Source organism: Endobacterium cereale, from assembly GCF_009617585.1.
Classification (GTDB): domain Bacteria; phylum Pseudomonadota; class Alphaproteobacteria; order Rhizobiales; family Rhizobiaceae; genus Neorhizobium; species Neorhizobium cereale.
In genome coordinates this window covers 59,097-86,089 of record NZ_WIXI01000042.1, presented here as the reverse complement: position 1 = coordinate 86,089, position 26,993 = coordinate 59,097, and the positions used below count along the sequence as shown (strand labels likewise).

At 58.2% G+C, this 26,993-nt stretch carries 24 protein-coding genes and 2 pseudogenes; 19 read left to right on the top strand and 7 right to left on the bottom strand.

What is annotated here, in order from left to right; translation table 11 throughout:
• Window positions 1-56 precede the first annotated feature (56 nt).
• Together GAO09_RS11875 and GAO09_RS11870 are read left to right on the top strand one after the other, a co-directional pair.
• On the top strand, window positions 57-1,565 hold the full coding sequence (locus tag GAO09_RS11875; protein WP_153354221.1) for an ATPase domain-containing protein: 1,509 nt from the start codon (window positions 57-59) through the stop codon (window positions 1,563-1,565).
• On the top strand, window positions 1,549-3,594 hold the full coding sequence (locus GAO09_RS11870) for a response regulator (protein WP_338015075.1): 2,046 nt from the start codon (window positions 1,549-1,551) through the stop codon (window positions 3,592-3,594). Before GAO09_RS11875 ends, GAO09_RS11870 begins: the two co-directional genes overlap by 17 nt.
• Window positions 3,595-4,253: 659 nt before the next feature.
• On the opposite strand, the gene GAO09_RS11865 is transcribed toward GAO09_RS11870, so the two are convergent.
• Complete coding sequence (locus GAO09_RS11865) at window positions 4,254-5,006, bottom strand: SDR family NAD(P)-dependent oxidoreductase (protein WP_153354219.1); 753 nt, start codon at window positions 5,004-5,006, stop codon at window positions 4,254-4,256.
• A gap of 111 nt (window positions 5,007-5,117) precedes the next feature.
• Here GAO09_RS11865 and GAO09_RS11860 point away from each other — a divergent pair, with 111 nt between their 5' ends.
• Entirely contained in the window at window positions 5,118-6,023 is a 906-nt protein-coding gene (locus GAO09_RS11860) for a LysR substrate-binding domain-containing protein (RefSeq protein ID WP_153354218.1), read from the top strand.
• Between the two features lie 145 nt (window positions 6,024-6,168).
• Here the strand turns inward: GAO09_RS11860 and GAO09_RS30535 are convergent, their stop codons facing one another.
• Entirely contained in the window at window positions 6,169-7,086 is a 918-nt protein-coding gene (locus GAO09_RS30535) for a LysR family transcriptional regulator (RefSeq protein WP_153354217.1), read from the bottom strand.
• A 281-nt stretch (window positions 7,087-7,367) separates the two neighbouring features.
• Here GAO09_RS30535 and GAO09_RS11850 point away from each other — a divergent pair, with 281 nt between their 5' ends.
• From GAO09_RS11850 to GAO09_RS11840, 3 genes are read left to right on the top strand one after another with little or no spacing between them, the layout of a single operon-like run.
• Window positions 7,368-8,792, top strand: coding sequence for a c-type cytochrome (locus GAO09_RS11850; RefSeq protein WP_153354216.1), 1,425 nt, complete (start codon window positions 7,368-7,370; stop codon window positions 8,790-8,792).
• Between the two features lie 44 nt (window positions 8,793-8,836).
• The gene (locus tag GAO09_RS11845) at window positions 8,837-9,364 is read left to right on the top strand and encodes a sugar dehydrogenase complex small subunit (protein WP_153354215.1); all 528 of its coding nucleotides are present in this window, start codon (window positions 8,837-8,839) and stop codon (window positions 9,362-9,364) included.
• A 14-nt stretch (window positions 9,365-9,378) separates the two neighbouring features.
• Entirely contained in the window at window positions 9,379-11,013 is a 1,635-nt protein-coding gene (locus GAO09_RS11840) for a GMC family oxidoreductase (protein ID WP_153354214.1), read from the top strand.
• Window positions 11,014-11,313: 300 nt separating this feature from the next.
• Here the strand turns inward: GAO09_RS11840 and GAO09_RS30055 are convergent, their stop codons facing one another.
• Window positions 11,314-11,472: a hypothetical protein gene (locus GAO09_RS30055; RefSeq protein WP_235938061.1), complete on the bottom strand. Its 159-nt coding sequence runs from the start codon at window positions 11,470-11,472 to the stop codon at window positions 11,314-11,316.
• Between the two features lie 40 nt (window positions 11,473-11,512).
• On the opposite strand from GAO09_RS30055, the gene GAO09_RS11835 reads away from it, so the two are divergent.
• From GAO09_RS11835 to GAO09_RS11825, 3 genes are all read left to right on the top strand, one after another.
• Entirely contained in the window at window positions 11,513-12,349 is an 837-nt protein-coding gene (locus GAO09_RS11835) for an alpha/beta fold hydrolase (protein WP_235938059.1), read from the top strand.
• A 102-nt stretch (window positions 12,350-12,451) separates the two neighbouring features.
• Entirely contained in the window at window positions 12,452-12,910 is a 459-nt protein-coding gene (locus GAO09_RS11830) for a Rid family hydrolase (protein WP_153354212.1), read from the top strand.
• Window positions 12,911-12,983: 73 nt separating this feature from the next.
• Window positions 12,984-13,703 carry a gamma-glutamylcyclotransferase gene (locus tag GAO09_RS11825; protein WP_153354211.1) on the top strand — a complete coding sequence of 240 codons (720 nt, stop codon included), beginning with the start codon at window positions 12,984-12,986 and terminating at the stop codon, window positions 13,701-13,703.
• 20 nt (window positions 13,704-13,723) lie between these two features.
• Here the strand turns inward: GAO09_RS11825 and GAO09_RS11820 are convergent, their stop codons facing one another.
• The gene (locus GAO09_RS11820; protein ID WP_153354210.1) at window positions 13,724-14,623 is read right to left on the bottom strand and encodes a LysR family transcriptional regulator; all 900 of its coding nucleotides are present in this window, start codon (window positions 14,621-14,623) and stop codon (window positions 13,724-13,726) included.
• 113 nt (window positions 14,624-14,736) lie between these two features.
• On the opposite strand from GAO09_RS11820, the gene GAO09_RS11815 reads away from it, so the two are divergent.
• Entirely contained in the window at window positions 14,737-15,669 is a 933-nt protein-coding gene (locus GAO09_RS11815; RefSeq protein WP_153354209.1) for a VOC family protein, read from the top strand.
• A gap of 54 nt (window positions 15,670-15,723) precedes the next feature.
• On the opposite strand, the gene GAO09_RS11810 is transcribed toward GAO09_RS11815, so the two are convergent.
• Entirely contained in the window at window positions 15,724-16,284 is a 561-nt protein-coding gene (locus GAO09_RS11810) for a hypothetical protein (RefSeq protein ID WP_153354208.1), read from the bottom strand.
• A gap of 185 nt (window positions 16,285-16,469) precedes the next feature.
• Here GAO09_RS11810 and GAO09_RS11805 point away from each other — a divergent pair, with 185 nt between their 5' ends.
• From GAO09_RS11805 to GAO09_RS30050, 9 genes and pseudogenes are all read left to right on the top strand, one after another.
• Window positions 16,470-17,378 (top strand): helix-turn-helix domain-containing protein, encoded by a 909-nt coding sequence (locus GAO09_RS11805; protein ID WP_324185536.1) that lies wholly within the window; start codon window positions 16,470-16,472, stop codon window positions 17,376-17,378.
• 374 nt (window positions 17,379-17,752) lie between these two features.
• Window positions 17,753-18,454 carry a hydrolase gene (locus GAO09_RS11800; protein WP_153354207.1) on the top strand — a complete coding sequence of 234 codons (702 nt, stop codon included), beginning with the start codon at window positions 17,753-17,755 and terminating at the stop codon, window positions 18,452-18,454.
• Window positions 18,455-18,522: 68 nt separating this feature from the next.
• Window positions 18,523-18,810, top strand: coding sequence for a XapX domain-containing protein (locus GAO09_RS11795; RefSeq protein WP_153354206.1), 288 nt, complete (start codon window positions 18,523-18,525; stop codon window positions 18,808-18,810).
• Window positions 18,810-20,792, top strand: coding sequence for an amidohydrolase (locus GAO09_RS11790; protein WP_153354205.1), 1,983 nt, complete (start codon window positions 18,810-18,812; stop codon window positions 20,790-20,792). Before GAO09_RS11795 ends, GAO09_RS11790 begins: the two co-directional genes overlap by 1 nt.
• 174 nt (window positions 20,793-20,966) lie before the next feature.
• Complete coding sequence (locus GAO09_RS11785; RefSeq protein ID WP_153354204.1) at window positions 20,967-21,410, top strand: DoxX family protein; 444 nt, start codon at window positions 20,967-20,969, stop codon at window positions 21,408-21,410.
• Window positions 21,407-23,005, top strand: a complete 1,599-nt coding sequence (locus tag GAO09_RS11780) for an MFS transporter (RefSeq protein WP_153354203.1) — start codon at window positions 21,407-21,409, stop codon at window positions 23,003-23,005. Before GAO09_RS11785 ends, GAO09_RS11780 begins: the two co-directional genes overlap by 4 nt.
• Window positions 23,006-23,146: 141 nt before the next feature.
• Window positions 23,147-23,824, top strand: a pseudogene (locus GAO09_RS11775) (YoaK family protein).
• A 54-nt stretch (window positions 23,825-23,878) separates the two neighbouring features.
• Window positions 23,879-24,280: a DUF1622 domain-containing protein gene (locus tag GAO09_RS11770; protein ID WP_153354202.1), complete on the top strand. Its 402-nt coding sequence runs from the start codon at window positions 23,879-23,881 to the stop codon at window positions 24,278-24,280.
• 50 nt (window positions 24,281-24,330) lie between these two features.
• Window positions 24,331-25,319, top strand: a pseudogene (locus GAO09_RS30050) (LLM class flavin-dependent oxidoreductase).
• A 100-nt stretch (window positions 25,320-25,419) separates the two neighbouring features.
• Here the strand turns inward: GAO09_RS30050 and GAO09_RS11750 are convergent.
• Both GAO09_RS11750 and GAO09_RS11745 read right to left on the bottom strand, forming a co-directional pair.
• Entirely contained in the window at window positions 25,420-26,241 is an 822-nt protein-coding gene (locus GAO09_RS11750) for a ChaN family lipoprotein (RefSeq protein WP_153354198.1), read from the bottom strand.
• The gene (locus GAO09_RS11745) at window positions 26,238-26,984 is read right to left on the bottom strand and encodes a hypothetical protein (protein WP_153354197.1); all 747 of its coding nucleotides are present in this window, start codon (window positions 26,982-26,984) and stop codon (window positions 26,238-26,240) included. The genes GAO09_RS11750 and GAO09_RS11745 overlap by 4 nt, the downstream gene beginning before the upstream one ends.
• Between the last annotated feature and the right edge of the window lie 9 nt (window positions 26,985-26,993).

The following is a 26,993-nucleotide window of genomic DNA, read 5'->3' as shown; positions in this document are numbered from 1 at the left end:
ATGCCCTGACGGGATTTCATTGATATAACCCGTTCAGATATCGAGCGGAGTAGATAATGACAGAAGGGCGTAAAGCCAAAGCTAGGACAGGCGTCGCCGGTCTTGATGAAATCCTGGCGGGTGGACTGACCCGGAAGCATGTTTTTCTATTGGAAGGTGCTCCCGGTTCGGGAAAGACCACGATTGCGCTTCAGTTTCTTATGGAAGGTGTAAATCTGGGCGAGCCGTGCCTTTACATTACGCTTTCGGAAACAGAGGAGGAGCTAAGGGATACTGCCGTCTCCCATGACTTCGAACTGGGTGATAATCTCAAGATATTCGAGCTTGTTCCGCCTGAAAGTCTTCTTGACGCGGATCAGCAACAAAGCCTTCTCTATTCGTCAGACCTCGAGCTCGGCGAAACGACAAAACTGATATTTGAATCCTTCGAGCGCTTGAAGCCAAGTCGGGTTGTTATCGACAGCCTGTCTGAAATCCGTCTGCTGGCACAGAGTTCATTGCGTTATCGGCGCCAGATACTTGCCCTGAAACACTTCTTCGCGCGGTCAGGTGCCACCGTTCTGCTCCTTGATGACATGACGTCCGACGTTCTGGATAAAACGGTCCATAGCGTGGTGCACGGTGTCATTCACCTCGAGCAACTTGCGCCCGACTACGGCTCCGAGCGTCGGCGCGTACGTGTCGTCAAATATCGCGGTCAGGCGTTTCGCGGCGGCTTTCATGATTTCATCATTCGCACAGGAGGCGTGGACGTCTTTCCGCGGCTGCGTGCCATCGAGCACAAGACGAGTTTTACCAGAGAGCCGGTGGGAAGTGGCGTCCCGGCTCTCGATGGTCTGCTGGGTGGTGGCCTCGAGCGCGGCTCCAGCACGTTGCTGATCGGCCCGGCGGGCACTGGCAAAAGCCTTTTTGCTTTGCAGTTTGTCGATGCGGCGGTTCGGCGCGGCGAGAAAGCGGCGGTCTTTGTATTCGACGAAGAACTCGGATTGCTGTTCGACAGGATGAAAGCCCTGGGCTTCGATTTCGAGCGACTTCGCGACGAAGGAAAGCTCCACATCGAGCAGCTTGACGCTGCTGAGTTGTCGCCGGGTGAGTTTGCACAACGCGTCCGCGATCGCGTTGCAGTGTTCGAGGCAAAGACGGTGGTGATCGACAGCATCAACGGCTATCAGGCATCGATGCCGGAAGAAAACGCCCTCATCCTGCACATGCACGAGCTTTTGCAATTCCTGAACCGTCAAGGGGCGACCACTTTCTTGACGGTTGCGCAACATGGCCTCGTCGGAGACATGAAGTCGCCGGTAGATGTCACCTATCTTGCCGATACCGTCATTTTGCTTCGCTACTTCGAAGCTCTCGGCAAGGTTCGAAGAGCGGTCTCGGTCATCAAAAAACGAACAGGAAAACACGAGGATACTATCCGCGAATTCACTATCGGTGGTAACGGTCTGACACTTGGCGAACCGCTTTCGTCCTTCCAGGGTGTTCTGCGCGGCGTTCCGACATTTGTCGGAGGCGACAAGACACTCATGGTTGCGTCCGAAGAGGGTGACGGCAATTCCTGACAGCGGCATTCTCAATCTTGTCCTCGCGCCGACCGGGCGCGATTCTCAGATCGCTTGTTCGCTTCTGCTTGAGGCGGGGTACAAGGCGGCCGTTGTTCGAGATCTGCCGGATCTGCTCAGGCAGATGAACGAGGATGTCGGTCTCGTCGTGGTCACTGAAGAGGCTGTGCGTAGTGCCGACCTTCGACCGCTTTCGCAGTGGGTCAAGAACCAACCGAGCTGGTCGGATATACCGTTCATCGTCCTGACTCAGCGCGGCGGAGGGCCGGAGCGAAATCCGGCCGCAGCGCGGCTTTTGGAAGTTTTGGGCAATGTGAACTTTATCGAACGGCCGTTTCACGCAACGACCTTCGTCAGCGTCGCGCGCACGGCCATGCGCGGGCGACGCCGCCAATATGAAGCGCGTTCGAGAATTGAAGCTCTCGACGAGGGCGAGCGCCGATTGGCGACAGCGCTGGAAGCCGGCCGGCTCGGTGCCTGGGAACTTGATCTCGATAGTCTGGTCCTGACGACCTCGACCACATGTCGATCAATATTCGGCCGCAGCGCAGACGATGGTTTCACCTACGGTGATCTTATCGCCAGCATCCATCCGGAAGACCAGGAGCGCATGCAGACTGCCGTTGCGGCGACAATCGAAACGGGTATCGACTACGCGATCGAATATCGGACGATCTGGCCGGATGGTAGCGTTCATTGGGCGGAAATCAGGGCACAACTCTACCGAAATCGGGCAGGGCAGGCTGTAAAACTTGTTGGAGTGTCCGCCAATATTACTGAAAGGCGAAACGCCGAAGAACACCAGAGACGGCTGAATGAAGTCCTTGAAGAGCGGGTTGCTGCCCGAACTGCCGAACTGGAGGATGCACATTCGGTCGTGCTTGCGGAGGTCGCTCAACGACAAAAGGCGGAGGATCAGCTCAGGCAGTCACAGAAACTCGAAGCGATCGGCCAGTTGACGGGTGGCGTCGCTCACGATTTCAACAACCTCCTCATGGCTGTGCTTGGCAATCTCGAGATGCTCAGGAAATCGGTTGCCGATGATCCGCGGCTTGTCCGGTTGACCGACGGCGCGTTGCAAGGCGCGCGGCGGGGTGCGTCTTTGACCCAGCGATTGCTGGCATTCGCCCGCCGGCAAGACCTTCAGGTCAAGCCGGTAGACCTTCGCCAACTCGTTGAGGGCATGCAGGAATTGCTCAGCCGGTCTGTCGGGCCTGAGGTCTCTCTCGAAACCGAATTTTCCGACAACCTGCCGCCTGTACTTGCCGATGCCAACCAGGTGGAGTTGGCGCTGCTCAATCTCGCCGTCAATTCACGCGATGCCATGCCGGATGGTGGTGCCATCCGGATACGATTGTCGGAGAAGATGGTCGAAGGCGACCAAAGCGATCTGGTCGACGGGCGTTATAATGTTTTGGCGCTCACGGATACCGGGAACGGGATGGATAGCGCCACACTCGCTAAGGCCGTTGAACCGTTCTTTTCGACCAAGGAATTGGGCAAAGGGACGGGGCTCGGCCTTTCGATGATCCATGGCCTAGCCTTGCAGCTTGGAGGCAAATTTGTTCTCGAAAGTGCTGTCGGTGTCGGCACGACTGCGGAATTATGGATTCCGGTGGCTGCGGCAGACGTCATTCAGGCTTTGGACCTCACCCCAGTGCCGATAACGCCAATCATCAATCAGGGGCCGAAACGGATACTTCTGGTCGACGACGATGTGCTTATCGCCATGAGTTCTGCAGATATGATCATGGATCTCGGCCACGAGGTCGTCGAGGTTCACTCGGGTGCGGAAGCGCTCGATGTCCTCCAGACGGGCGAGGCGTTCGATCTGATGATTACGGATTATTCGATGCCGGGCATGAACGGCGGAGAGTTGGTAAGGCACACGAAACAATTGCGGCCCAATCTTCCAGTCCTCTTGGCCACCGGTTATGCGGATTTGCCAGCGGGAGTGGATGTGGATGCCGCGCGGCTTTCAAAGCCATATACGCAGGATCAACTGGCGAACGAGATCGCCAAGATATGACTGGCGTGGCTTTCACGTATAAATTCCGTCTGCATTGAAGAGGCATTCTCGTATTTTGTTGTGACATTTGATCCCACCGGCACCCAATGCCAACCCGTGGCGCGATAAAAACGTTGCGCGCAAACGTATGTTGATTGGCGATTCTATGGTTGGTTAGCGCCGAATGGACGGGGATTACTTGTTTAATCACAATATCTTACGGGTCGCGATGCCATATATGTTCTAGAGCTTGATCCTTCATGTGTCGCTCGACGCTTGATCTGAGCGCCACAACCTGTTCCAGATTTTGGGGATCAGAGTAGGATCGGCGGATTTGTCGGATCGGGCGTACCGTCAAAGAAGAGATAGACCGCGGCGATGTTTCCGTCCCTTGCGATGATGAAGTCGGTCCCGCCTTGTCGTGGAGCACGTCCGCTGCCGCGATGGTCGTGTACCGGAAAGTCGGATGCAGGGCGCGGATGACGCCGTCAACGCGGACAATCTCGTCACGGCCGCGATAGATCCCCATGGGGTTCCACAAAGACTGCGTCTTCGTAAAGAATCTCGCCGGCGACCTTGCGGCGGAGGGCGTCGTCGCCCTCCGCGAAGATCTCCTGCAGGTTTCGCTCCAGCAATGTGGCGATGTCTGCCAGCGTCGTGCTCCTTTCAATCAAGGGCGATCAGATCTGCACCTGCCCACCATCGACGAAGAGTTCGACGCCGTTGACGAATGAAGCCTCGTCTGAGGCGAGGAAGAGCACGGCCTTCGCGATCTCTTCCGGCTGGCCGATCCGGCCGGCGGGAATGAGGCTGGCGAGATAGGCCTTGGTGTTCTCGGCGCTCTCGCCATTGCCGAACAGCTCGTTGAGGCCGGCCGTATCGGTGACGCCAGGGCTGACGGCGTTGACGCGGATATGGCGGTCCTTCAGGTCGAGAATCCAGTTGCGGGCAAAGTTCCGCACGGCCGCCTTCGTCGCCGAATAGACGCTGAAGGCCGGCGTACCCGAAATGCTGGTCGTAGACGAGGTGAGAATGATCGACGCACCGTCGCGCAGCAGCGGTAATGCCTTCTGGACGGTAAAGAGCGTGCCTTTGACATTGGTGTCGAATGTCTTCTGGAAATGCTCTTCCGTGATCGCTCCGAGGACCGCCATCTCGCCGCCGCCGGCATTGGCGAAGATGACGTCGATCTGGGCGTGCTGCTGCTGTACGGCGTCATAGAGACGGTCGATATCGGAAAGCTTGCTCATATCGGCCTGTACGCCGGTCACGCGTCCACCAATCTCCCTGACGGCGGCGTCGAGTGCTTCCTTGCGGCGGCCGGTGATGAAGACGAAGGCGCCTTGGCTGGAGAAGGCCTTTGCGGTTGCGAGGCCGATACCGCTTGTTCCGCCGGTGACGACGACGACTTTGTTTTCAAACTTACCGGTCATTGTTCTGCTCCTTGTTGACGGCCCGTTGCCGCTGAAGGAGAACATGAATGTAGAACGCTGAAAGCAATAGTCAGCAATTTCATCACCTAGCGTTCCATATGGAGAACGATTATGCGGTCCGATCTCAACGATCTGGTCTATTTCGCCGAGGTGGTGTCGCATGGCGGCTTTGCGGCGGCAGGACGCGCGCTGAGGGAGCCGAAGTCGAAGCTGAGCAGGCGGATTGCCGGGTTGGAGGCGCGTCTCGGCGTCAGGCTGATCGAACGGTCGAGCCGGCGTTTCCGGGTCACGGATGTCGGCCAATCCTTCTACGAACGCTGCAAGGCGATGCTGGCGGAGGCCGAGCGGGCCGAGGGGCTGGTTGCGGAGGCGCAGTCGGAGCCGCATGGCCTGATCCGGATGAGCTGTCCGACCGGCCTGGTTGAGCCGATCTCCGGGCTTGTGACACGGTTCCTTTCGCAATATCCGAAAGTTCGCCTGCAGCTCGTCGCGATTGACCGGCCCGTCGACCTGATCGAGGAGCAGATCGATATCGCGCTGCGCGTGCGCACATCGCTGGATGGGGATGCCTCGCTCACCATGCGCTCGCTCGGACATTCGATCCGCATTCTTGTCGCAAGCCCGCAGATTGCAAGTCGGATCGGTAGCATCAAGGACCTTGCCGATCATCCAACACTGTCGACGGTCGACGACCAAGGCGAGATCGACTGGTTTTTGGAAACGGAGGACGGTCTTACCCACAGCCTGCGTCACGAGCCGAGGATGGGCTGCGCGGATTTCACCGCAGTGAGAGCCGCGGCAATCGCCGGGATCGGCGTGGCGCTGCTACCGGATCACACCTGCCGGCAGGCGCTTGAAGAAGGCAAGCTCGTCCGCGTCTTGCCCTCATGGCGCGGCATGAAGGGGCTGGTCCATCTCGTGTTCACGACCCGCCGCGGCCTTCCGCCTGCCGTGCGAAAATTCATCGACCGGCTTGCAGCCGAATTCCCAAAGGATGCTTTAGGCGGAAAGATCTGAACTTCTGTCTTGGAATTCCGCAGAAAAATCGCTGTGATAATTCCCCTTTTTGAATAAGAACATTATTTCAGTGCTTGATAAGGTGCGATACAGGCGCCAATGGTTAGAATCCTTCCAAGGCTAGAGGCATATAGAGCCTAAGTTGCTAAAGCACTTTCATATCCTGGCATTGAACCAATTCGACATATGCAAGGAGATGATCCAGCAGATTGGCAGCATAGCTGGGCAGATGAGATCTGTTTCGCACGCAAAGATACAATTCTCTCTCTGCCCACGGTTCATCGATCTGGAGAACCCGGAAATTCATTGCCAGCCCATATCGAAGTGCGGCGGACTGGGGCACGATGCCGATCCCCACCCCTCTTTCTACCATGCGGCTCATGGATTCGAAGTTTTCACACCGAAGCCGAACGTTTGGCCTGCGACCGAGTTCATTGGCCTGACGACGAAGGAACTGTGACAGCGCCACTTTCTCCGGGAGGCTGATCAGCGGGTAGTCGAGAATGGTCGAAAAACGGGTTGCCTCCGATAGTGGCGACAAGGCGGGCACGATCAGCACGAGCCGATCGCGGACAAATTTCCAGCGCTCGAGACCACTCATGTCGGCCGATGCGGCAACCACACCGATGTCCGCATCACCGTTGCGAAGCAGATTGACCACCTCGTGGCTGGGTTTGTCGATCATCGATACGAATATATCCGGGTGGTCTTTCAGGAATGGCGCGAGTGCCTGCGGCATGTGCTCCGACAACATGTTCGTGTTGGAAAGAACCCGGACAGTGCCGCTGCGCCCCTCGGCAAAAGCCTCGAGATTGACCTCGAGCTTGCGGGCGTCGTCGAGTATCGTGCGGGCGTGCCGGGCGAACATGTGACCCGCGAGCGTCGGCCTTATGCCACGTCCCGTTCGCTCGAAAAAAATGAGATTGAAAGCGCGTTCCAGCCGCTTCAGCCGGGTGCTCAAAGCAGCAACGACGAGGTTGTTCTCCTCGGCTGCTGCCGAAAGGCTTCCGCGGTCGAGCGCAGAGACGAATATCTTGAGATCGGTAAAATCGAATTTTTGCATTGCTTTCACCTGATGTGAAAGCTGCTTCTACGACAAATTGATATTCAAAGCCATCATGCCGGCGATATGACCCAGATCAAGTCGCCACCGCGACACATCGACACGCCGTTCGGCCCGGTTGCGGGCAACCACAGATGTTTCTGATAAAAGAAGCGCTTGAGTAGGTTTGGCATCTGATCCGGTGTGGCGCCGGACTGGTGATGACACGGAACAGTCTTGCTCGTGGGAGGAGAAGCTGGATCTGGCGCCAATCCTTCATGCTTGATGAAAGCACGTTGCCCATGCCCAAGCTCCTTCCCGCAGTGCGGCCACTCCTTCTCTGTCTCACCGCGCTTGCCGCCACATCCGGCATGGCGCTGGCCGAAGATACCGACACAGCCGATCTTGTAGCCCGCGGGCGTTATCTCGCCACCGCGGCCGATTGCGCCGCCTGTCACACCGCGCCGCATGGCGGCACGCCGTTTGCTGGCGGTTATGCGATCGATACGCCTCTAGGCCAGATTTTCTCGACCAATATCACGCCTTCGAAAACTGCAGGCATCGGTGATTATAGCGAAGCGGATTTTTCCCGCGCTGTGCGCGATGGCGTCGCCAAGGATGGCAGCCACCTTTATCCGGCCATGCCCTATACTGCCTATGCCAAGATCACGGATGCCGACATGAAGGCGCTCTATGCGTATTTCATGAACGAGGTGAAGCCGGACGATCATAAGCCGCAGCAGACCGAACTGCCGTTCCCGTTCTCCATCCGCACGTCGATGGCGGCGTGGAACCTGCTTTTCCTCGACAAGACTCGCTTCGAGCCGAATCCTGCCAAGTCTGCCGAATGGAATCGTGGCGCCTATCTTGCCGAAGCGCTTACGCATTGCGCGACCTGTCATACGCCACGCAACGGTCTGATGGCGGAAGACGGCAGCCAGCCGTTGGCCGGCGGCGCTGTCGGCCCGTGGTTTGCACCCAACATCACCTCGGACAAGATTGCCGGCATCGGTGACTGGTCGGATGAAGACCTCACGCAATACCTCAAGACCGGCAACGTACCGGGCAAGGCGCAGGCAGCAGGACCGATGGCCGAGGCCATCGAGCAAAGCTTCCAGCATCTGCCCGACGGTGACATCAAGGCGATCGTCACCTATCTCAGGGACGTTCCGCCGGTTGGCTCTGGCGACAAAAAGGCTCGGGATACTTTTGGGGAGCCGTCCACGGAGATCGAGGCCTCCTTGCGTGGACTGCCGGGACAGGCGCCGAATGAGAACGGCTTCCATGTCTTCAGCGGCAGCTGCGCTGCCTGTCACCAGCCTGAAGGACAGGGCAATCTACATTATCCGTCGCTGTTCAAGAACACCGCGACAGGTGGCGACCGTCCCGACAACCTGATTGCCACAATTCTTTACGGGCTGCACCGCACGGTCGGCGAAAACGTTGCCTTCATGCCGGCATTCGGACCGGATGCATCCTATACCGACCGCCTGTCGGACAAGGATATCGCCGATGTCAGCAATTACGTTCTGGCCAATTACGGCAATCCTGCCGTCAAGGTCAGTGCGGCGGATGTCGCGATCATTCGTGAAGGTGGTGAAAAGCCGCTGATCGTCCGGCTGGCGCCGCTGGCAGCACCTGCCGCGATTGCGGGTGCCGTCATCGTCGTCGCGTTGATCGCTTGGCTTTTGCTGCGCCGTCGCCGCTCACCTCAGGCTACCGCCTGAAGCACCCTTCCTTTCCCGCATTGAACGCTCCCCCGGAGATCCTGATGCCTATCGATCGTTCCTCCCCGGCCATGTTTGGCCAGCACGTCTCGCGCCGCGGTTTGCTGCGCACCACAGTCGCCATTGCGGGCCTTGCCCTCTTGGCCGATCTTGCCGGTCCTCTTTCTGCTGTCGCGGCAGATGATGGCGTCGCTTCCTTCACCCAACTGTCTGAATTCCTGACCGGCTACACGCTCGATCCGGTCCTCGGCGGCCGCTTTCTGGCGGCGCTGAAAAAACGAGATGCCGATCTCGATGCCAGCATGGCAGCGCTTTCGAGCCTGATCAAACAGTCCGGCGTGCCGAACATGGACGGTTTTCTCGCCCTTTCCGGTACCGATCCGGCTCTGATGAAGACCGCCACCAAGATCGTTTCCGCCTGGTATCTCGGCGTCGTCGGCGAGCCGGAAGATGCCGAGCTCATCACCTATGCCGATTCGCTGATGTACCGCCCGACCAAGGGCCTCCTCACCATCCCGTCTTATGGACCCGGCCCCAACGCCTGGGGACCAAAACCCGGCAGCAAGATCTGACAGGAATCACGAAAATGGCTAACACATCCTATGATGCCGACCTGATTGTCATCGGCTCGGGCGTCATGGGCGGCATCGTCGCCGCCAATCTCGCCAAGGCCGGCAAGAAGGTCATCGTGCTGGAGGCCGGTCCGCGGGTCAATCGCCGCGAGATCGTCGAAACCTACCGTAACGCACCGGTCAAACTGTCGCTTGCCAATGCCAAGCTGCAGGGTGCCGGTTCTCCATTCCCGAGCTTGCCGCATGCGCCATCGACCTATGGCGATTATCTGCAGTTCGAAGGTCCGGTGAAATACAACACCTCGTATCTGCGCGTCGTCGGCGGCACGACATGGCATTTCGGCTCTGCCCTGTGGCGGATGATCCCCAACGACTTCAAGATCCAGACGCTCTACGGTCGCGGCCGCGACTGGCCGATCGGCTATGACGACCTGGAGCAGTATTACAACAAGGCTGAACTGGAACTCGGCGTCACCGGCACCGACGGCCAAGACGAAAGCGGACAGGGTGGCGAACCAATGCCGCCTCGCACCATGCCTTTCCCGATGAAGCAGCTGAACTCCAGCTACATGTTCGATACGCTTTCGGAAAAGCTTCTCGTCGGCGGCTTCAATCCCGTCCTGGAGCCGCATGGCCGCGCCTCGCGCCCATATGGCAACCGCCCGGTCTGCGCCGGCAACAACAACTGCAATCCGGTCTGTCCGATCGGCGCCAAATATGACGGGTCGATGCATATCGACGAAGCCGAACGCCACGGCGCCAAGCTTTTGGACAATTCGCCCGTCTACAAGATCGAAGCCGGCGACGACGGCAAGATCACCGCGATCTGGTACAAAAAACCGGACAATTCCGAACACCGGCTGACGGCCAAATATTTCGTGCTTGCCGCCTACGGCATCGAATCGGCCAAACTTTTGCTGATCTCCACCTCGGAAAAATATCCGAACGGCATCGCCAACTCATCGGATCAGGTCGGCCGAAACCTCATGGACCATACGGGCATCAGCATGAACATGCTGACCAAAGAGGACATGTGGCCGGGTGAAGGCCCGACCGAGCTTCTGGTCTACCTCAACCAGCGCGACGGCGAATTCCGCAAGGACTATCCGAGCTACAAGATCAAGGTTCGCAACACCGTGCCGACCGCGCAGATGACCGAAGGGTTCATCAAGAAAGGTATTCTCGGCTCCAAGCTGGACGAGCAGATCCGCAAATATTCGGCTCGCTCGCTCAACTGGGCGATCGATTTCGAACCGCTACCTCTGGCGGAAAACCGCGTGACGCCGTCGAAGACCAAGTTCGATGCGCTCGGCATCCCCGTTCCGGTCCTCTATTACAGCGTCACTGATTACTGGAACGCCGGTCGTGACCGCGGTTTGCAGGATCTGAACAAGATCGCCGAACTGCTCGATGCCGAGGTCCTTTCCACCGACGTCAAATGGCAGAACCGCCAGCATGTCATGGGCACAACCAGGATGGGCGATGATCCAAGGGACTCTGTTGTGGATCGCGATTGCCGCACACATGACCATTCGAATATGTTCATCGCCGGCACCAGCGTGATGCCGTCAGCCTCTTGTATGAACCCGACATTGACGGGGGCGGCGCTCAGCGTGCGCATCGCCGAGCAGTTGATCAAGGAGATTTGACGGTCGAATATGGACACGCCCCTCAGTTGCGCAATGTGAAATCCATGGGGTGCAACTGTGGGGCTAATCGGCTTTTCTGGCAGTTTGCATATTATCGCGTTACGATGATGCAGATGGCCCAAGGTCGAGATCTGTTTGGCTTATAAAACGCGTGACATTTCTTTCTGAGCTTGGGCAACCGGTTCATATCGCGAGCGCGCTCGTCAGCCAGAGATCGCTTTCACTATTTCATAATCCGCAATAAACTCGAAATTATTCCCGCAATTGTGAGCGGATGCATCTGACGGCAATATCAGCCCGTCAGACGAACACAGCGTCGCCTGAAGTTTTCAATAACGAAACCGCAGGACGCAAGATGACCCAGAACATTTCTTCCATGACACGCAGAGGAGCGCTGCTTTCCGCAGGCGCTGCCGCAGCGGCTGTCGCAATTTCATCCACTTTCAGCTTCGCAGCCAAGGCTGCCTCTACTGCAAATCCAATCGAAGGAAACAAGACCATGGCTTACGTGACCACAACGGACGGCGTCGAAATCTTCTACAAGGACTGGGGTCCGAAGGACGCGCAGCCGATCGTGTTCCACCACGGCTGGCCGCTCTCGTCTGACGATTGGGATGCACAGATGCTGTTCTTCCTCTCCAAGGGTTACCGGGTTGTCGCACATGACCGCCGTGGCCATGGCCGCTCGGCTCAGGTGGCGGATGGTCACGACATGGACCACTATGCGGCCGATGCCTTCGCTGTCGTTGAAGCGCTGGACCTGAAGAATGCAGTCCATATCGGCCATTCGACGGGCGGCGGTGAGGTGGCCCGTTATGTCGCCAAGCATGGTCAGCCCTCCGGTCGCGTCGCCAAGGCCGTCCTGGTCTCCGCCGTTCCGCCGCTGATGCTGAAGACTGCTTCCAACCCGGAAGGGCTGCCGATGGAAGTATTCGATGGTTTCCGTTCAGCGCTCGCCGCCAACCGCGCGCAATTCTTCCGCGACGTTCCTGCAGGTCCGTTCTACGGCTTCAACCGTGACGGCGCAAAGGTCCAGGAAGGCGTGATCCAGAACTGGTGGCGGCAGGGCATGATGGGCGGCGCTAAAGCCCATTACGATGGCATCAAGGCCTTCTCCGAAACCGATCAGACGGATGATCTGAGGGCGATCACTGTTCCTACGCTGGTGTTGCATGGCGAGGACGACCAGATCGTACCGATTGCGGATTCGGCGCTGAAGTCAGCGAAGCTTTTGAAGAACGGCACGCTCAAGACCTATCCCGGCTTCTCGCATGGCATGCTCACCGTCAATGCCGATGTCCTCAACGCCGATCTGCTGGCCTTCGTAAAGGCTTGATCGGCACCGACGACGGGTACGGCCTCCCACGCACCCGTCGCCAGTCGGACCACAAATTCATATGTGCTTGAAGCGCCTCTGTCTGACGCGAAGGAAAATATCATGACAAACACTCAATCTGCCAAGAAGGTTGCCAATCTCGGTGTGGCCTGGGAACGCGCATTCGGTTACGTGCAGGCCGTAAAGGTTAAGGACACGATCTACATATCGGGACAGTTGAGCCACGATGGCGACGGCAAGCTCATTGCCCCGGCCGCTCTCGATGCGGACGGTCGACCTGCCGATTTCTCGCAGATGGAAGCGCAGATCCGCCAGACCTATGTCAACGCCAAGACACTGCTTGCCGAATACGGAGCGACGCTTGACGATGTGGTCGAAGAAACTCTTTTCGTTCTCGATGTCCCGAGTGCGTTTGCCGCTGGCTCGAAGGTGCGCAAGGAAATGTACGGGACGGACATGCCGCAATGCGCCAGCAACCTGATCGGAGTTACATCGCTGGCATTCCCGGAACAGATCGTGGAGATCACGTTCCGCGCCGTGATCGACGGTTCTGCGGACTGATCCGATAGCAGTCATATCATAACCCGCCGGACCTACACGCTCCGGCGGTATCCTCGTTGAAGCAGGTATCACGATGCTTAAGACACCCGTAGCCAAGACACGTGCACCTGTTGCCATGCAGCTGACGACAGATCTTGTTGAGAGAACCATCAGGGTTGTCGAAGACGAAGGCCCGGAACCCAACTGGACCCCAATATCATCCCGCCAACTCGATGAACTCGTCAGCAGCGTCGAGCAGGGGGGCGGTGACGAGGAGATCTGGGTGTTCGCTTACGGATCCCTGATGTGGAATCCGGGGTTCGACGTGTCGGCCAGCGAGGAAGCGGTCGCCCACGGATGGCACCGTGCATTCTCGCTGAGGATAGAACGCCTTAGGGCTACTTCGGATGCGCCGGGCCTCATGCTGGCGCTTCGGCCGGGAGGGAGTTGTACAGGGCTTATCCTCAAACTTCCGTGTGCGACCAAGAAGCAGGATCTGCGCACTCTTCTCGCGCGCGAGATCCGATATTCGGAAGTGTGCGACATGGTTCGTTGGGTCACGGTCAGGACCGCTACGGGCACACGCCGCGCCCTGACCTTCTGGGCAAGCACGAAACAATCCCAGCTCACGGAGAAAATCTCGCTCGATGATGCTGCGGTGCTGATCGCTCAGGCCTGCGGACCTGCCGGCTCGTGTGCGGAATATCTGCACCGAACGGTTTCGGATCTGGTGGATCGTAACATCCACGATCGAAACTTGTGGCAGCTTCAGGAAATGGTTGCCAGCAAGCTTCGCGACATGCCTGAAGACTGAGATCAGTCTTCAGAAGCACATCAGTCCAGCATCACCATGTGAGCCGCAACCTGTTCCTCGAAGAATTTCGAGAATGATGCGATGCGGGGCGGCAGCGCCTGATAGGGCGGATAGAACAGCGTCAGCCAGAGATCCGGCGGTGACCATCCCTTGAAGACATGGACGAGACGTCCGCTCCGGATGTGATCGGCGATGTTGAACCCCGGCAGCAGTGCAACGCCTGCGCCATCGGCCGCCATGTCTGCCAGAACCTCGCCACTGTTGGCGCTGAATGCCCGGCCCGCAGCGATATTCATGCTCGAGCCACCATCGGACAGGACCCAGTTCTCGCGACGGCTTTCACCACTATAGGCGAGGCAGTCGTCCGGTTTCAGCTCATTCGGATGCTGCATGTCGGCAAAACGACTGCCTGGTGCAGCGACGAGGATACGCGGTACGACACGGATCTTGCGCCAGATCGTGAACTTGTCGGATGGTTGCGACGAGATGCGGATCGCAAGGTCGTAATCGTCATCGACGATGTTCACCAGTCCGTCGGACAACGAGATCTCGAAACTCATCTTCGGATAACGTTCCTTGAACCCTGACAGGATCGGCGGCAGCACGGTCTTGCCGAACCATGTCGGCGCGCTGATCCGAAGCCGTCCTTCGTCACTCTTGTGCGCATTCATCACTTCGCGACGTGCGTCTTCCAGCGTTTTCACCGCAGGCTGGATCTGCGCGGCGAAAATCGCACCGTCGGTGGTTAGCGACACCTGCCGCGTGGTGCGCACGAAAAGCTGAACACCGAGCTCTGCCTCGAGTGCCGCGATGGCACGGGTGACGGCTGCGGGTGTCATGTCCAGTTCGCGCGCTACCTGGGCAAAGTTTCGCTTCTCAGCAGCGAGGAGGAAGGTACGGAGGGCTTTGTAATCGTTCATGGCATTATTTCAAATATTGCAACTCATTCGCAATTAATATTGCAATTCCGGCAGGTGATCAACAGGCGTAGTTTCATTTCAACAGATCAAATAACGCCAAGGAAGGCTTCGTCATGATCAAGGATATCAAGGGACTGCATCACGTGACCTCGATGGCATCGGATGCCGGTCAGAACAACCGCTTCTTCACGGAAACGCTCGGGCTGCGCCGCGTCAAGCAGACGGTCAATTTTGACGATCCAAGCGTCTACCATCTGTATTACGGTGACGAGAACGGTTCTGCTGGAACGGTCATGACCTATTTCCCATTCCAGAACATGATGTTGGGCCGTCCGGGGGTAGGTGAGGTCGGCGAGACGCAGTTCTCCGTTCCAAAGGGTTCTCTGAAGTTCTGGCAGGATCGCTTTGTTGCTCAGGGTGTCGATGGTCTTGAAACCGATACCGTGTTTGGAGCCGAGCGTCTCTGCTTCATGGGACCAGACGGCGACAGTCTTTCCCTGATCGAATCCGCAGGCGACAAACGCGCTCCGTGGCTTTCGCAGGGCATCCCTGATGATGCTGCCATCCGCGGTTTCGCCGGGGCACGATTTAGCCTGCACGATACCGCCGCAACCGAGGAGCTGCTTGGCTTCATGGGCTATCAGAAGGCCGATAAGGAAGGGGATGTCACCCGCTTCATCATTCCAAATGGTAACGGAGCGGACACGATCGATCTTGCATCGCTTCCCAAGACGGCATTCGCTCGCCCAGGTGCAGGCTCCGTCCACCACATCGCGTTCGCTGTCGACAATCGCGAGAAGCAGCTCGAAGTGCGCAAGGCACTGATGGATACCGGATATCAGGTCACTCCCGTTATCGATCGCGACTATTTCTGGGCGATCTACTTTCGCACGCCGGGCGGCGTTCTTTTCGAGGTCGCCACGCACGAACCTGGCTTCAACAGGGATGAAGACACCGCACATCTTGGCGAAGCGCTCAAGCTCCCTAGCCGATATGAGGAGTTCCGGGATGAGATCCAGGCAAACCTCGCGCCTCTAGCGGATTGATCGAAGCACCAACGTCAATATGTAGCAACGTCGCGATCTTCGGATCGCGGCGTGTCAATGCGTGCTGCGCGATCGGCCATAACGATGAACCAGATGGGCGTTGAGCGCGAGCGCGATATGGTTGACCAGAGAGCCATCGGAATGATCCTGATCGATGAGGGGGAGGAGGGCCGCGCCGATATCACGCACCGTCGGGTCATCCATCCCACGGCATGTTGCCAGATCATCGACGCAGGGCTCTCCGGTGTGTTCAGCCAGTTCGGACAGGTGGCTGCGCGGAAGGTGGATCACCAGCGCCTCCAGCGAGCCACGAACAGCAATCGCCGCCCCACGTGCGAGGCTGATCAGGCAGATGGATCCTTCAGGATACATCTTCAGAGGCGCGGCAGGCTTGTCCGGCCATATGTCGGAATGCTCGACATCGGTCAGATACAACATGATAAGGAAAGCGTCGCAGGCCGGAATTACCACGGCAGGGTCTTGAGCGTCGTAGTCGCGGACGACATAGCCAACCGTCACTTCGGCAAATCCCAGCGGCCTTGTTACGATTGTGGGGACACTGCCAGCCTGAAACCAGCCCCCCATGTTTTCGGCTGCAGCCGATGTTTCAATCACAATAATCTCGTATGAAATGGTATCGGAATGTCAAAGTGTCCGAGCCGTTGCGTTGCAAATTCGTTCAATCCGCCGTTGTGGCGCTTGTTGCCGTGTTGGGGTAGTGAAGTGTCGCGGATATCCCGGATAGGTACGGGTTCCGAGGTTTCCTGCTGGCTCGTTCAAACTGGAAGGTAGCGTATTTGTTGAGGAAAGATACCACTGCCTCGAAAAATCCTGCCGACGAATCGACCGATAGCTACGGCTGCCCGTTTGATAAACTCTATAAGAACCAGATGATCCGCGGGGCGGGCCTGACCGTCTTGCGTAAAGGTTCTCGCGACGCGTTTCTGCAGCAGGTGGAGAGCCCAGCTAGCGATCGTGGATTCGTCGTTGGAGTTTCAACGCTTCCAGGCCATACGCGACGCATCTTCCATGCACATCACGTTACGACCCACGTTTTCCTGCACGACACCGTCTACATCCGCGGCCTGGCCGAGGACTACAAAGCCGATCTCGATGGTCCGTTTGATTTCCTGCTCCTGGAACTCTCGCATTCCTCTCTCGAGACCATCGCGCAGGAAGCCGATCTGCCAACAATATCCGCACTGAAGACCATCACCGCGCAGCCCGATCCCGTCCTCGCCAATCTGGCGCGGGCACTGATCCCGGCTCTCGACCATCCGGAAGAGGCAAGCAAGCTATTTGTCGATCAACTGACGGCGGCGATCGGAACCCATGTCGTTCAGCAGTACGGGGATCGCTCTCTCGTAAGGGCCTCCAAACCACGGAGGCTATCGCGACTACAGGAAAACACTGCGAAGTCGATGATTCTTGAAAATCTTCAAGGTGCGGTGTCGGTGGCAGAGCTTGCGCAGGCATGCAATCTATCGCGCGGCTACTTCATTCATGCCTTCCGCGAGACGACAGGGATGACCCCTTACCAATGGCTGCTGCGAGAGCGGATAAGCCGTGCCCGGACGCTTCTTCTTGCAAGTGACGCCTCCCTTTCCGACGTGGCGATCGCATGCGGCTTCTCGGATCAGAGCCATTTCACGCGGGTCTTTTCAACGGTTGTCGGCGTCACTCCCGGCACGTGGAGGCGCACGTCCTGAGCATCGGTTGCTCACACCCTTGTTACAGACAACCAAGATTTGCCTGCCTTTCATCCTATAGATCTGACTAATCGACAAGACCTCGCCGGATAGTTCAAGCGACAAGCGTGACGACTATCCGCATGCCACCGGGGAACATCGATCGATTATTGCAAAATGTGGAATTCATTCGCAATGAATATTGCAATTCTACACCTAAGTCAGACGCGATAGTTTTCTTATCAGCAGCCAAGACAACGGGTGAACGGCTCCCTCAAGGAACCGGAAAACCTCAAGGATTGAAGAGCGAACGCCGTACTGCGGCGTCCGATCGAGTGCGGCTACCCATTTCATGACGCCACAATGATGGCCAACACGTTACGAGGAACCAGATCATGTCCAAGCTCCAAGTCCTGACCCCGGTAAACAGCCAGCTCATCTTTATCGACCAGCAGCCGCAGATGGCTTTCGGTGTTCAGTCGATCGACCGTCAGACGCTGAAGAACAACGTCGTCGGTCTCGCCAAGGCCGCCAAGATCTTCGACATTCCGACCACGATCACCACGGTCGAAACCGACAGTTTTTCCGGCAACACTTTTCCCGAGTTGCTCGCCGTATACCCGGAAAACGATATTCTCGAGCGCACCTCGATGAACTCCTGGGACGACCAGAACGTTCGCGACGCGCTGGCGAAAAATGCCGCCGAAGGCCGCAAGAAAATCGTGGTCGCCGGTCTGTGGACGGAAGTCTGCAATACGACCTTCGCGCTTTCGGCTCTTCATGATGTTGCAGACTACGAGATCTACATGGTCGCCGACGCATCCGGCGGCACGTCGCTCGAGGCTCACAATCGCGCGATGGATCGCATGGTTCAGGCAGGTGTTATCCCGGTCACCTGGCAGCAGGTTCTGCTTGAATGGCAGCGCGATTGGGCCCGCAAGGAAACCTACGATGCGGTCACCACTCTGGTGAAGGAGCATTCCGGCGCCTACGGCATGGGTATCGACTATGCCTATACCCATGTCCACAAGGCCGCCGAGCGCGTCACCCACGGCAAGCGCATCGGTCCGAACCCCGCCCAGAACAGCGGCAAGTAAGGACCGGAACAGACCACTCCGATCACCCCGTCGGAGTGGTCTTTCTCTATCCCGTGGAGGATCTCCAAATGAAAATCTACCTTCTGTCTCTCGGCGCAGGCCTGCTTGTCGGCATTGTCTACAGCCTCCTGAACGTTCGCTCTCCGGCGCCGCCCGTCATCGCACTGGTCGGTCTTCTCGGCATTCTGGTCGGCGAACAGATCATTCCACTCGCAAAGACCCTGTGGAGCAAGGAGCCGGCAGCCGTCTCATGGCTTCATCAGATCAAGCCTCACATGTTCGGTCACATGCCGAAGGGTGGCGATCATGTGAAGGTTGCTCATCGCGACGAGCACCGCACCGAGGAGAGGGGCTGATGACCACGCGCCGCACCTTTCTCGGAGGCGCTTCGAGCCTGGCGTTCTCGAACCTCTTCGCAACGGCAAATGCCGCCGATCCCAACCAGACCAGAATAGACACGATGCATCCCGACCTGATCCTTCATAACGGCCGCCTCACCACACTTGACCGGAGCAACCCGAACGCAACCGCTGTCGCCATCAAGGACGGCCTGTTTCAGGAAGCCGGCTCGGGCAGCGAGATCATGGCGCTGGCCGGGCCAGAGACAAAGATCGTCGACCTTAGGGGCCGCCGCGTCCTGCCGGGACTGATCGACAACCACACCCACGTCGTCCGTGGTGGCCTGAATTACAATATGGAACTCCGCTGGGATGGTGTCCGTTCGCTGGCCGACGCGATGGACATGCTCAAGCGTCAGGTGGCGATCACGCCCGCCCCACAATGGGTGCGCGTCGTCGGCGGCTTTACAGAACATCAGTTTGCGGAAAAACGCCTGCCGACGATCGAGGAGATCAACGCGGTCGCCCCCGATACGCCCGTTTTCCTGCTCCACCTTTATGATCGTGCTTTGCTGAATGGTGCAGCCCTTCGTGCCGTCGGTTATACACGCGACACGCCAAACCCGCCGGGCGGCGAGATTACCCGTGATGCCAATGGCAACCCCACTGGTCTGCTGCTGGCCACACCAAATGCAGGCATTCTGTATTCGACACTGGGCAAGGGACCAAAACTTCCACTTGATTACCAGGTCAACTCGACCCGCCACTTCATGCGGGAACTGAACCGTCTGGGCATTACCGGTGTTATCGATGCCGGCGGCGGCTCCCAGAACTATCCTGACGATTACGAGGTGATCCAGAAGCTGTCCGACGAGAACCAGATGACGGTGCGTCTGGCCTACAATCTGTTCACCCAGAAGCCGAAGGAAGAGAAGCAGGATTTCCTCAACTGGACGCAGTCGGTCAAATACAAGCAGGGCAACGACTACTTCCGACATAACGGTGCGGGCGAGATGCTGGTCTTTTCGGCCGCTGACTTCGAGGATTTCCGCCAGCCACGGCCGGAAATGGCCCCGGAGATGGAAGGCGAACTGGAAGAGGTCGTCCGAGTCCTCGCCGAGAACCGCTGGCCCTGGCGTATGCATGCGACCTATGACGAGACGATCTCGCGTTCGCTCGATGTGTTCGAGAAGGTCAACAAGGATATTCCGCTTGAAGGGCTCAACTGGTTCTTCGACCATGCGGAAACCATTTCCGAACGCTCCATCGACCGTATCGCGGCACTCGGCGGCGGCATCGCCACCCAGCACCGCATGGCCTATCAGGGCGAATATTTCGTCGAACGTTACGGCCACGGTGTTGCTGAAGCCACGCCGCCGATCAAACGCATGCTCGACAAGGGTGTCAACGTTTCGGCCGGCACGGATGCTACCCGCGTCGCCTCCTACAATCCGTGGGTTTCGCTTTCATGGATGGTAACCGGCAAGACCGTCGGCGGCATGCAGCTTTATCCGCGCGCCAACTGCCTCGACCGCGAGACGGCGCTGCGCATGTGGACGGAAAAAGTCACATGGTTTTCCAATGAGGAGGGCAAGAAGGGCCGCATCGAAAAGGGCCAGTTCGCCGATCTCGTCGTGCCGGACAAGGACTTTTTCTCCTGCGCCGAGGACGAGATCTCCTTCCTCGTATCGGAACTCACCATGGTCGGCGGCAAGATCGTTTATGGCGCTGGTGACTTCAAGGCGCTGGACGAGAGTGACTTGGCTCCCGCGATGCCCGACTGGTCTCCGGTGCGTAAGTTCGGTGGGTACGCTGCTTGGGGCGAGCCGGACGGTGCGGGCGCCCGCTCGTTGCGCCGTACGGCAATCTCGACGTGCGGATGCGCCAGCGATTGCGGCGTGCATGGTCACGATCACGCGGGAGCCTGGACATCCAAGCTGCCGATCGCCGACCTCAAGGGTTTCTTCGGCGCTCTCGGTTGCTCCTGCTGGGCAGTCTGATCTCGGCATCACTTTCGGGCGGTCACGTGATCGCCCGAAAGACCGTTACGATAATTTCATATTTCGCAATTAAATCGAAACTATTGCTGCAATTGTTGGCGAGGTAATGACCAGCCAATATTGCTCCATCAAACGCAGCCGCTCGATCTGATCGGCGATCATGCAGGAGCAGTCATGACCTACCAATCTCACAGTTTGAACCCCATCAGAAGCAGTCTGGCGCGCATCGTCGGTTCCCCGGTCATTCGAACGGTTTCGCTGCTGGCGCTTTGCGCAGCCTATATCCAGGGACCGCTCACCAAGATCTTCGATTTCAACGGCGCGCTGGCCGAGATGGATCATTTCGGTCTTCATCCCGCGGCGTTCTTTGCTGTCGCCGTCATCGCCTTCGAACTGACAGCTTCGGCCTTGGTGGTCTCCGGCTTCTTCCGCTGGGCCGGCGCCCTGGCGCTTGCAGGGTTCACGCTTCTGGCAACTGTCCTCGCTCTCCGGTTCTGGGAAATGGCTCCCGGTATGGATCGCATGATGGCAACCAACGCCTTTTTTGAGCATCTCGGCTTGGCAGGCGCATTCATCTTCGTCGCAGCAATTGACCTCACGAAGGGAGCAGGCAAATGAGTGCCGCAAAGTCCTCCGGGGGCAGCTTCGCGCCTCTCGCACAACCTGTCTTCGCGGTTCTCTGGATTGCCACGGTTCTTGGTAACACCGGAAGCTTCATGCGCGATGTCGCCAGCTCCTGGCTGATGACGGATCTGTCTGCGTCACCTGCCGCGGTTGCCATGGTTCAGGCCGCCGGCACGCTGCCGATCTTCCTGCTTGCTATCCCGGCAGGCGTGCTCACCGACATCCTCGACCGCCGCAAGTTCCTGATTGCTGTCCAGCTTCTGCTGGCATCCGTCAGTATCTCGCTGATGGTTCTGTCCCAGACGGGCATGCTGTCCGTCAGTGCGCTGATCGGCCTGACCTTCCTTGGTGGCATCGGTGCGGCTCTGATGGGGCCGACCTGGCAGGCGATCGTGCCTGAACTGGTGAAGCGGGAGGACGTGAAAAGTGCTGTCGCTTTAAACTCGCTCGGCATCAATATCGCCCGCTCCATCGGACCGGCCGCGGGTGGCTTGCTGCTTGCCGCCTTCGGTGCGGGCATCACCTATGGTGCGGACGTTGCCAGCTACATCTTCGTGATTGCTGCCCTGGTTTGGTGGCCACGTGCGAAAAACGCCAATGATGCGCTTCAGGAAAACTTCTTCGGCGCGTTCCGTGCCGGGCTTCGCTACACCCGCTCAAGCCGCCCCCTCCATGTCGTTCTTCTTCGTGCGGCCATCTTCTTCGCCTTTGCCAGTGCTGTCTGGGCGCTGCTTCCACTCGTTGCCCGCCAACTGCTCGGTGGCGATGCCAGCTTCTACGGCATTCTGCTTGGTGCCGTTGGTGCCGGTGCAATCGGTGGGGCTTTGGTCATGCCGAAACTGCGTGAACGCCTGAGCGCTGACGGCCTGCTTCTTGGCGCGGCTCTGATTACCGCAACCGTCATGGGCGTGCTGTCGCTTGCCCCGCCAAAGATAGTCGCCATCATTGCGCTTCTCTTCCTTGGCGGTGCGTGGATCACGGCTCTTACCACGCTGAATGGCACGGCGCAGGCTGTGCTCCCGAACTGGGTGCGTGGTCGTGGTCTTGCCGTCTATCTAACCGTCTTCAACGGTGCGATGACGGCCGGAAGCCTCGGCTGGGGTGCTGTCGGTACGGCCGTTGGCATCCAGTCGACCCTGCTCATCGGTGCCGCCGGACTGCTCGTTGCAGGATTCATCATGCACCGCATCAAACTCCCGGCTGGTGATGCCGACATGGTGCCGTCCAACCATTGGCCAGAACCGCTTGTCGCCGAACCCGTTGCCCACGATCGTGGTCCGGTTCTGATCCTGATCGAATACAAGGTAGAAAAGCAACACCGCGCCGCGTTCCTGCACGCCATCGATCATCTGTCCAAGGAACGCCGCCGTGATGGTGCCTATGGATGGGGTGTGACCGAAGACAGTGCCGATCCGGAAAAGATCGTCGAATGGTTCATGGTGGAATCCTGGGCGGAGCATCTTCGCCAACACAAGCGGGTTTCCAATGCCGATGCCGACCTGCAGGGCAAGGTTCTGACCTACCATGTCGGTCCCGAAAAGCCGGTGGTTCGCCACTTCCTTACCATCAACCGGCCCGGGGCGGCATAAAGCGAAACGGGCAGGGCGGCTTTGGCCGCCCTTTCCATTATGTCGTCTGGCGCAATGATTCTAAATAGTTGATGCAATTGCACATGCGAGCTGTGAGCGGCAAAACTCGAGATAACAGTAGCGTCGACAGAGAGCACGACCATGAAACTTCCCTCGCTTCCTACCCTCCTCAGTTTCAACGGCGGTTATGTCGACACGCTTGGCTTCCTTTCGCTTTCCGGGTTGTTCACCGCACACATCACAGGGAACTTCGTCACACTCGGTGCAACCATGGCTCATGGTCTGGATGGCGCGTGGTCGTAACTTCTGGCGCTTCCGATGTTCTACGTGATCGTCTTCGTGTCACGACTGATCTGCCTGAAGCTCCAAAGCCGGGACCGCTCACCGATCCGCCCCATGCTGGTGGTCAAGCTGATCCTGCTGGCGGCGGTGGCGGTGATGGCTTTCGCATACGGCCCGTTCAACGGCGATAACAGCCTGATAACTCTGGTGGTTGCGCTGACCCTCGTGTCGGCGATGGCGATCCAGAACGGCCTGCACAAGGCGCATCTGGCGAAAGCGCCGCCATCCACGCTGATGACAGGAACAACCACACAGATCATGCTCGATCTTGCCGACATTCTGGCCAACGCGAAAACCGAAGAGGTTGCGGCCGCCAAGGCGCGGGCGAAGAAAATGGGAGCCGCAGTCATTACGTTTGCATTTGGCTGCGGGCTTGGCGCTGCCGGTTTCATGTTCGCGCCTGTGGCCGCCTTCAGCTTGCCGGCCCTCCTTGCCGTCATCGCGCTCTTCGCGAGCAGTGCAGGCGCTGAGTCCTGATAGTGGCCGAGAGCCCAAAAATTACCTCTCACCCGTTGTTTAAGAGGACATCCAATGGATATCGGACATGATCCGAGCGGTCTCTCCAGCCTGATCGCTCCCGTTTTGAAGCCGCTCGCAATCGGCCTCGAATTTTTTGGCGTCGGCGTGATTCTGGTTGGAGTGTTGATCGCAACGATAGCCTACGGGCGTGACCTGTTTTCGGTTGGTGGTCGGGAGGCCTATGAGAATTACCGCGCCAATCTCGGGCGAGGTATCCTGTTGGGGCTGGAAATCCTGATCGGTGCGGACATTATCGCCACGATCATCTCACCGCTGACCTGGGAAAGCGTGGGCCTGCTCGGTCTCATCGTGCTGATCCGGACGTTCCTCAGTTTCTCGCTGGAAGGCGAGATCGACGGGCAATGGCCGTGGACGAAGAGGTCGAACCCGCCAGCACACGTGCGCGTGCCGTAATTTGTCTACGGAAACGGAAATCACCGCTTTACAATCGATCGGACTACATCATGACGAAAATCATTGAATTTGGCATGGATACCTTCTGTGATGTCACCATCGGTTCAGACGGTGAAATGCTTCCGCAGCCGCGGGTTATCCGCAATGTCGTAGAAGAAGCAGTTCTCGCAGACCAGCACGGGATCGACTTCTTCGGTGTCGGAGAACATCACGCAAGGACTTTGCCATTTCCGCTCCTGAAGTGGTGCTGGCCGCCATCGCGGCGCGTACCAGCAGGATTCGGCCTCGGCTCAGCCGTAACCGTTTTAAGTTCCGACGATCCGATCCGTGTGTTTCAGAGGTTCTCGACGATTGATGCAAGTTGAAACGGGCGCGCGGAGGTCATTCCCGGGCGAGGGGCCTTCATCGAATCCTTCCCGCTCTTCGGCTACGATCTTTCGAGATATGAGGAACTGTTTGAAGTGAGACTCGACCTGTTCTCGCAGATCGTGGCGTAGGACGTGGTCACCTACCGCGGCGACTGGCGTGCGCCACTCGAAGACCAGCCTATCTATCCGCCGATCGCCGGCGGGAGGCTGAAGACTTGGACCGGTGTCGGCGGCAGCCTGGAAACTGTGATTTCTGCCGTCCGTCATGACATGAACCTGATGATGGCTATCATCGGCAGTGATCCGGCGTGGTTCGCGCCTTACGTCGAGCTTTATCAAAAGCATCCGAGCAGGCGGGTCGAGTGTTAGGTGATATCGACGTCCACTAGCGGGGTTACGTTGCCGAGAGTGACGGACGGGCTCGCAGCGACCTCTTCCCACATTTCGAGAAGATCCGGGACCGCTTTGGCAAGGAGCGTGGTTGGCCGCCGGTAACCGGGCAGGATTTTGAAAACGAGATCGAGCACGGCTCGCTCTATGCGGGATCGCCCGAGACCGTCGCAAGGAAGATCGCCAACACAGCACGGACGCTTGGCATTTCACGGTTCCAGATGAAGTACTCAACTGGACCGATGGCGCACAAGCACCTTATGAAGAGTATCGAACTCTAAGGGGCAAAGGTCATCCCGTTGGTTCGAGATATGATGGCGAGCTGATGTTTCGATAAACGCACTAACCTAAATGGCTCAATAAATAATTGTTCGGCAGCATTCACCTATCTTCGCTCAACCTGAAGCAGGCGTCCGCTATACCGGTTTGAGGCATCTGGGATTTTGGATGGTGGGGCAAAAGAACGGCGGCCTGCAGTATTCCAAGATCGCGTAGCTGATACGGCGTTCCGTGACCAAATTCGAGGTGTCCTCGACCAATGATGCCAACGACGAGTGGGTCTGCGTACTTGACGCGCGCAGCGGCGATTCCGCAGGCAAAGGCGCGGTCCCAGGTTTGCTGAGCGCGGACAAAACGATCGAATTCGGCATCTTTCGGGCATCGGGCCTTGCGATCGGGATGAGCGCCGCCAGTGATCTCGAAAAGGTAATTTCGATATTCGGGTGTGGCCGGAGCCGATGGCGTCAGGCCATCCCGCTCCTCCGGCGCAATGCCTTCCCAACCCAGTTCGCCGACCTCGGTCACCAAGGACCGCCGGCAGTTGAGCGCAATCATCGGCAGCCGAAACTGCCGGCAGAAATGGAAGATCGGCAGATAGAGCGCCGGATCGAACCGCCAGATTTCGGCCCATTTTGCCTCCGCCAAAAACGTGTCCACGTCGGTTTCACCTTCCACCCAACGATCTAGCGCCGGCTGGACGCTACGCGGAAACATTTCGAAACCTACGACGATATCGTCCCGCAGCGCATGCAGGCTGGCCATCACATGCAGTTGCCAGCGGTGGATTTCATAAGAATCGTGGGTTTCACCCAGCAGCACGGCCGATCTTTTCGCCATCGCTTGCATGAGTGTCGTGTGCCGGACAACAGAACCGGTTGCCGAATCAATCCAGCAACCGTGTCCGTGGGAAACCTTGCCGATCATGCCTGTTCACTGGCGACAAACGCCGTCGCGTCGGCTGCGGAGAGGGTGAGGCCGGTCACATTGTTGTCGGCGTCGAGTGCCGCCAGCCGCACGCCATTCTCGGTCACCTCCTCGAGCCATGCCGAGACAGTGCCGCCGAGCAGGTGCAGATGGAAATCGGGGCGCATAATGTTGATGAACCCCATGCCCATGGAAAGCTTTTCGACAATGCCGGTCCAGCTCTGAACAAAGCCGCGGCTTTCGAAGGCGATGGTCATGGGCGGCGTGGTGCCAATGGCCGCCTTGAGCGGGGCTGCGCCGGGGTCGTTTTGGGCAACGTCCGGCCTCTGTGGGCGTTCGGCCTGCGTCGGCTCGAGTTCGGTGCGGGCGAGATCGGCGAGTGCTGCCTCGAAGGGCGCCTCGCCGGCAAAGCCGACAAACGCGAACAGGGTCTTGCCTTCGCCATCTTGAAAATCGAGACGCGGATAGACCTGGTTCTGCATGATGCTCGATGTGTCGAGGATAACCTGACAGACGAGAGATGGGTCCATCCTGCTGGCGTGATGTTCGCCGGTTGCGGCTAGCCAGCCGTCGGTTTCGTCGATCCGTTCGACCGGGCCGATGCGCTCGTGGGTTGCGCCGTTCGCCTTGCCGATGATCATCAGGTTGCCTAGCGCCGGCAGTTTGCGAATAATCGTGGCGGCCTCAGCCTCGATGATGCATCGGGTCTTCTTTTCCGGTTGTTGGTCCATCTTGTCGCTCATGTCCTTGTT

Coding starts and splice junctions, on each gene's coding strand:
- GAO09_RS11815 (WP_153354209.1), top strand. CDS start 14,737: ATGATCAAGGATATCAAGGGACTGCATCACGTGACCTCGATGGCATCG.
- GAO09_RS11825 (WP_153354211.1), top strand. CDS start 12,984: ATGCTTAAGACACCCGTAGCCAAGACACGTGCACCTGTTGCCATGCAG.
- GAO09_RS11795 (WP_153354206.1), top strand. CDS start 18,523: ATGAAAATCTACCTTCTGTCTCTCGGCGCAGGCCTGCTTGTCGGCATT.
- GAO09_RS11850 (WP_153354216.1), top strand. CDS start 7,368: ATGCCCAAGCTCCTTCCCGCAGTGCGGCCACTCCTTCTCTGTCTCACC.
- GAO09_RS11845 (WP_153354215.1), top strand. CDS start 8,837: ATGCCTATCGATCGTTCCTCCCCGGCCATGTTTGGCCAGCACGTCTCG.
- GAO09_RS11860 (WP_153354218.1), top strand. CDS start 5,118: ATGCGGTCCGATCTCAACGATCTGGTCTATTTCGCCGAGGTGGTGTCG.
- GAO09_RS11820 (WP_153354210.1), bottom strand. CDS start 14,623: ATGAACGATTACAAAGCCCTCCGTACCTTCCTCCTCGCTGCTGAGAAG.
- GAO09_RS11875 (WP_153354221.1), top strand. CDS start 57: ATGACAGAAGGGCGTAAAGCCAAAGCTAGGACAGGCGTCGCCGGTCTT.
- GAO09_RS11780 (WP_153354203.1), top strand. CDS start 21,407: ATGAGTGCCGCAAAGTCCTCCGGGGGCAGCTTCGCGCCTCTCGCACAA.
- GAO09_RS11865 (WP_153354219.1), bottom strand. CDS start 5,006: ATGACCGGTAAGTTTGAAAACAAAGTCGTCGTCGTCACCGGCGGAACA.
- GAO09_RS11745 (WP_153354197.1), bottom strand. CDS start 26,984: ATGAGCGACAAGATGGACCAACAACCGGAAAAGAAGACCCGATGCATC.
- GAO09_RS30535 (WP_153354217.1), bottom strand. CDS start 7,086: ATGCAAAAATTCGATTTTACCGATCTCAAGATATTCGTCTCTGCGCTC.
- GAO09_RS11770 (WP_153354202.1), top strand. CDS start 23,879: ATGGATATCGGACATGATCCGAGCGGTCTCTCCAGCCTGATCGCTCCC.
- GAO09_RS11830 (WP_153354212.1), top strand. CDS start 12,452: ATGACAAACACTCAATCTGCCAAGAAGGTTGCCAATCTCGGTGTGGCC.
- GAO09_RS11800 (WP_153354207.1), top strand. CDS start 17,753: ATGTCCAAGCTCCAAGTCCTGACCCCGGTAAACAGCCAGCTCATCTTT.
- GAO09_RS11790 (WP_153354205.1), top strand. CDS start 18,810: ATGACCACGCGCCGCACCTTTCTCGGAGGCGCTTCGAGCCTGGCGTTC.
- GAO09_RS11840 (WP_153354214.1), top strand. CDS start 9,379: ATGGCTAACACATCCTATGATGCCGACCTGATTGTCATCGGCTCGGGC.
- GAO09_RS11750 (WP_153354198.1), bottom strand. CDS start 26,241: ATGATCGGCAAGGTTTCCCACGGACACGGTTGCTGGATTGATTCGGCA.
- GAO09_RS11785 (WP_153354204.1), top strand. CDS start 20,967: ATGACCTACCAATCTCACAGTTTGAACCCCATCAGAAGCAGTCTGGCG.
- GAO09_RS11835 (WP_235938059.1), top strand. CDS start 11,513: ATGGCTTACGTGACCACAACGGACGGCGTCGAAATCTTCTACAAGGAC.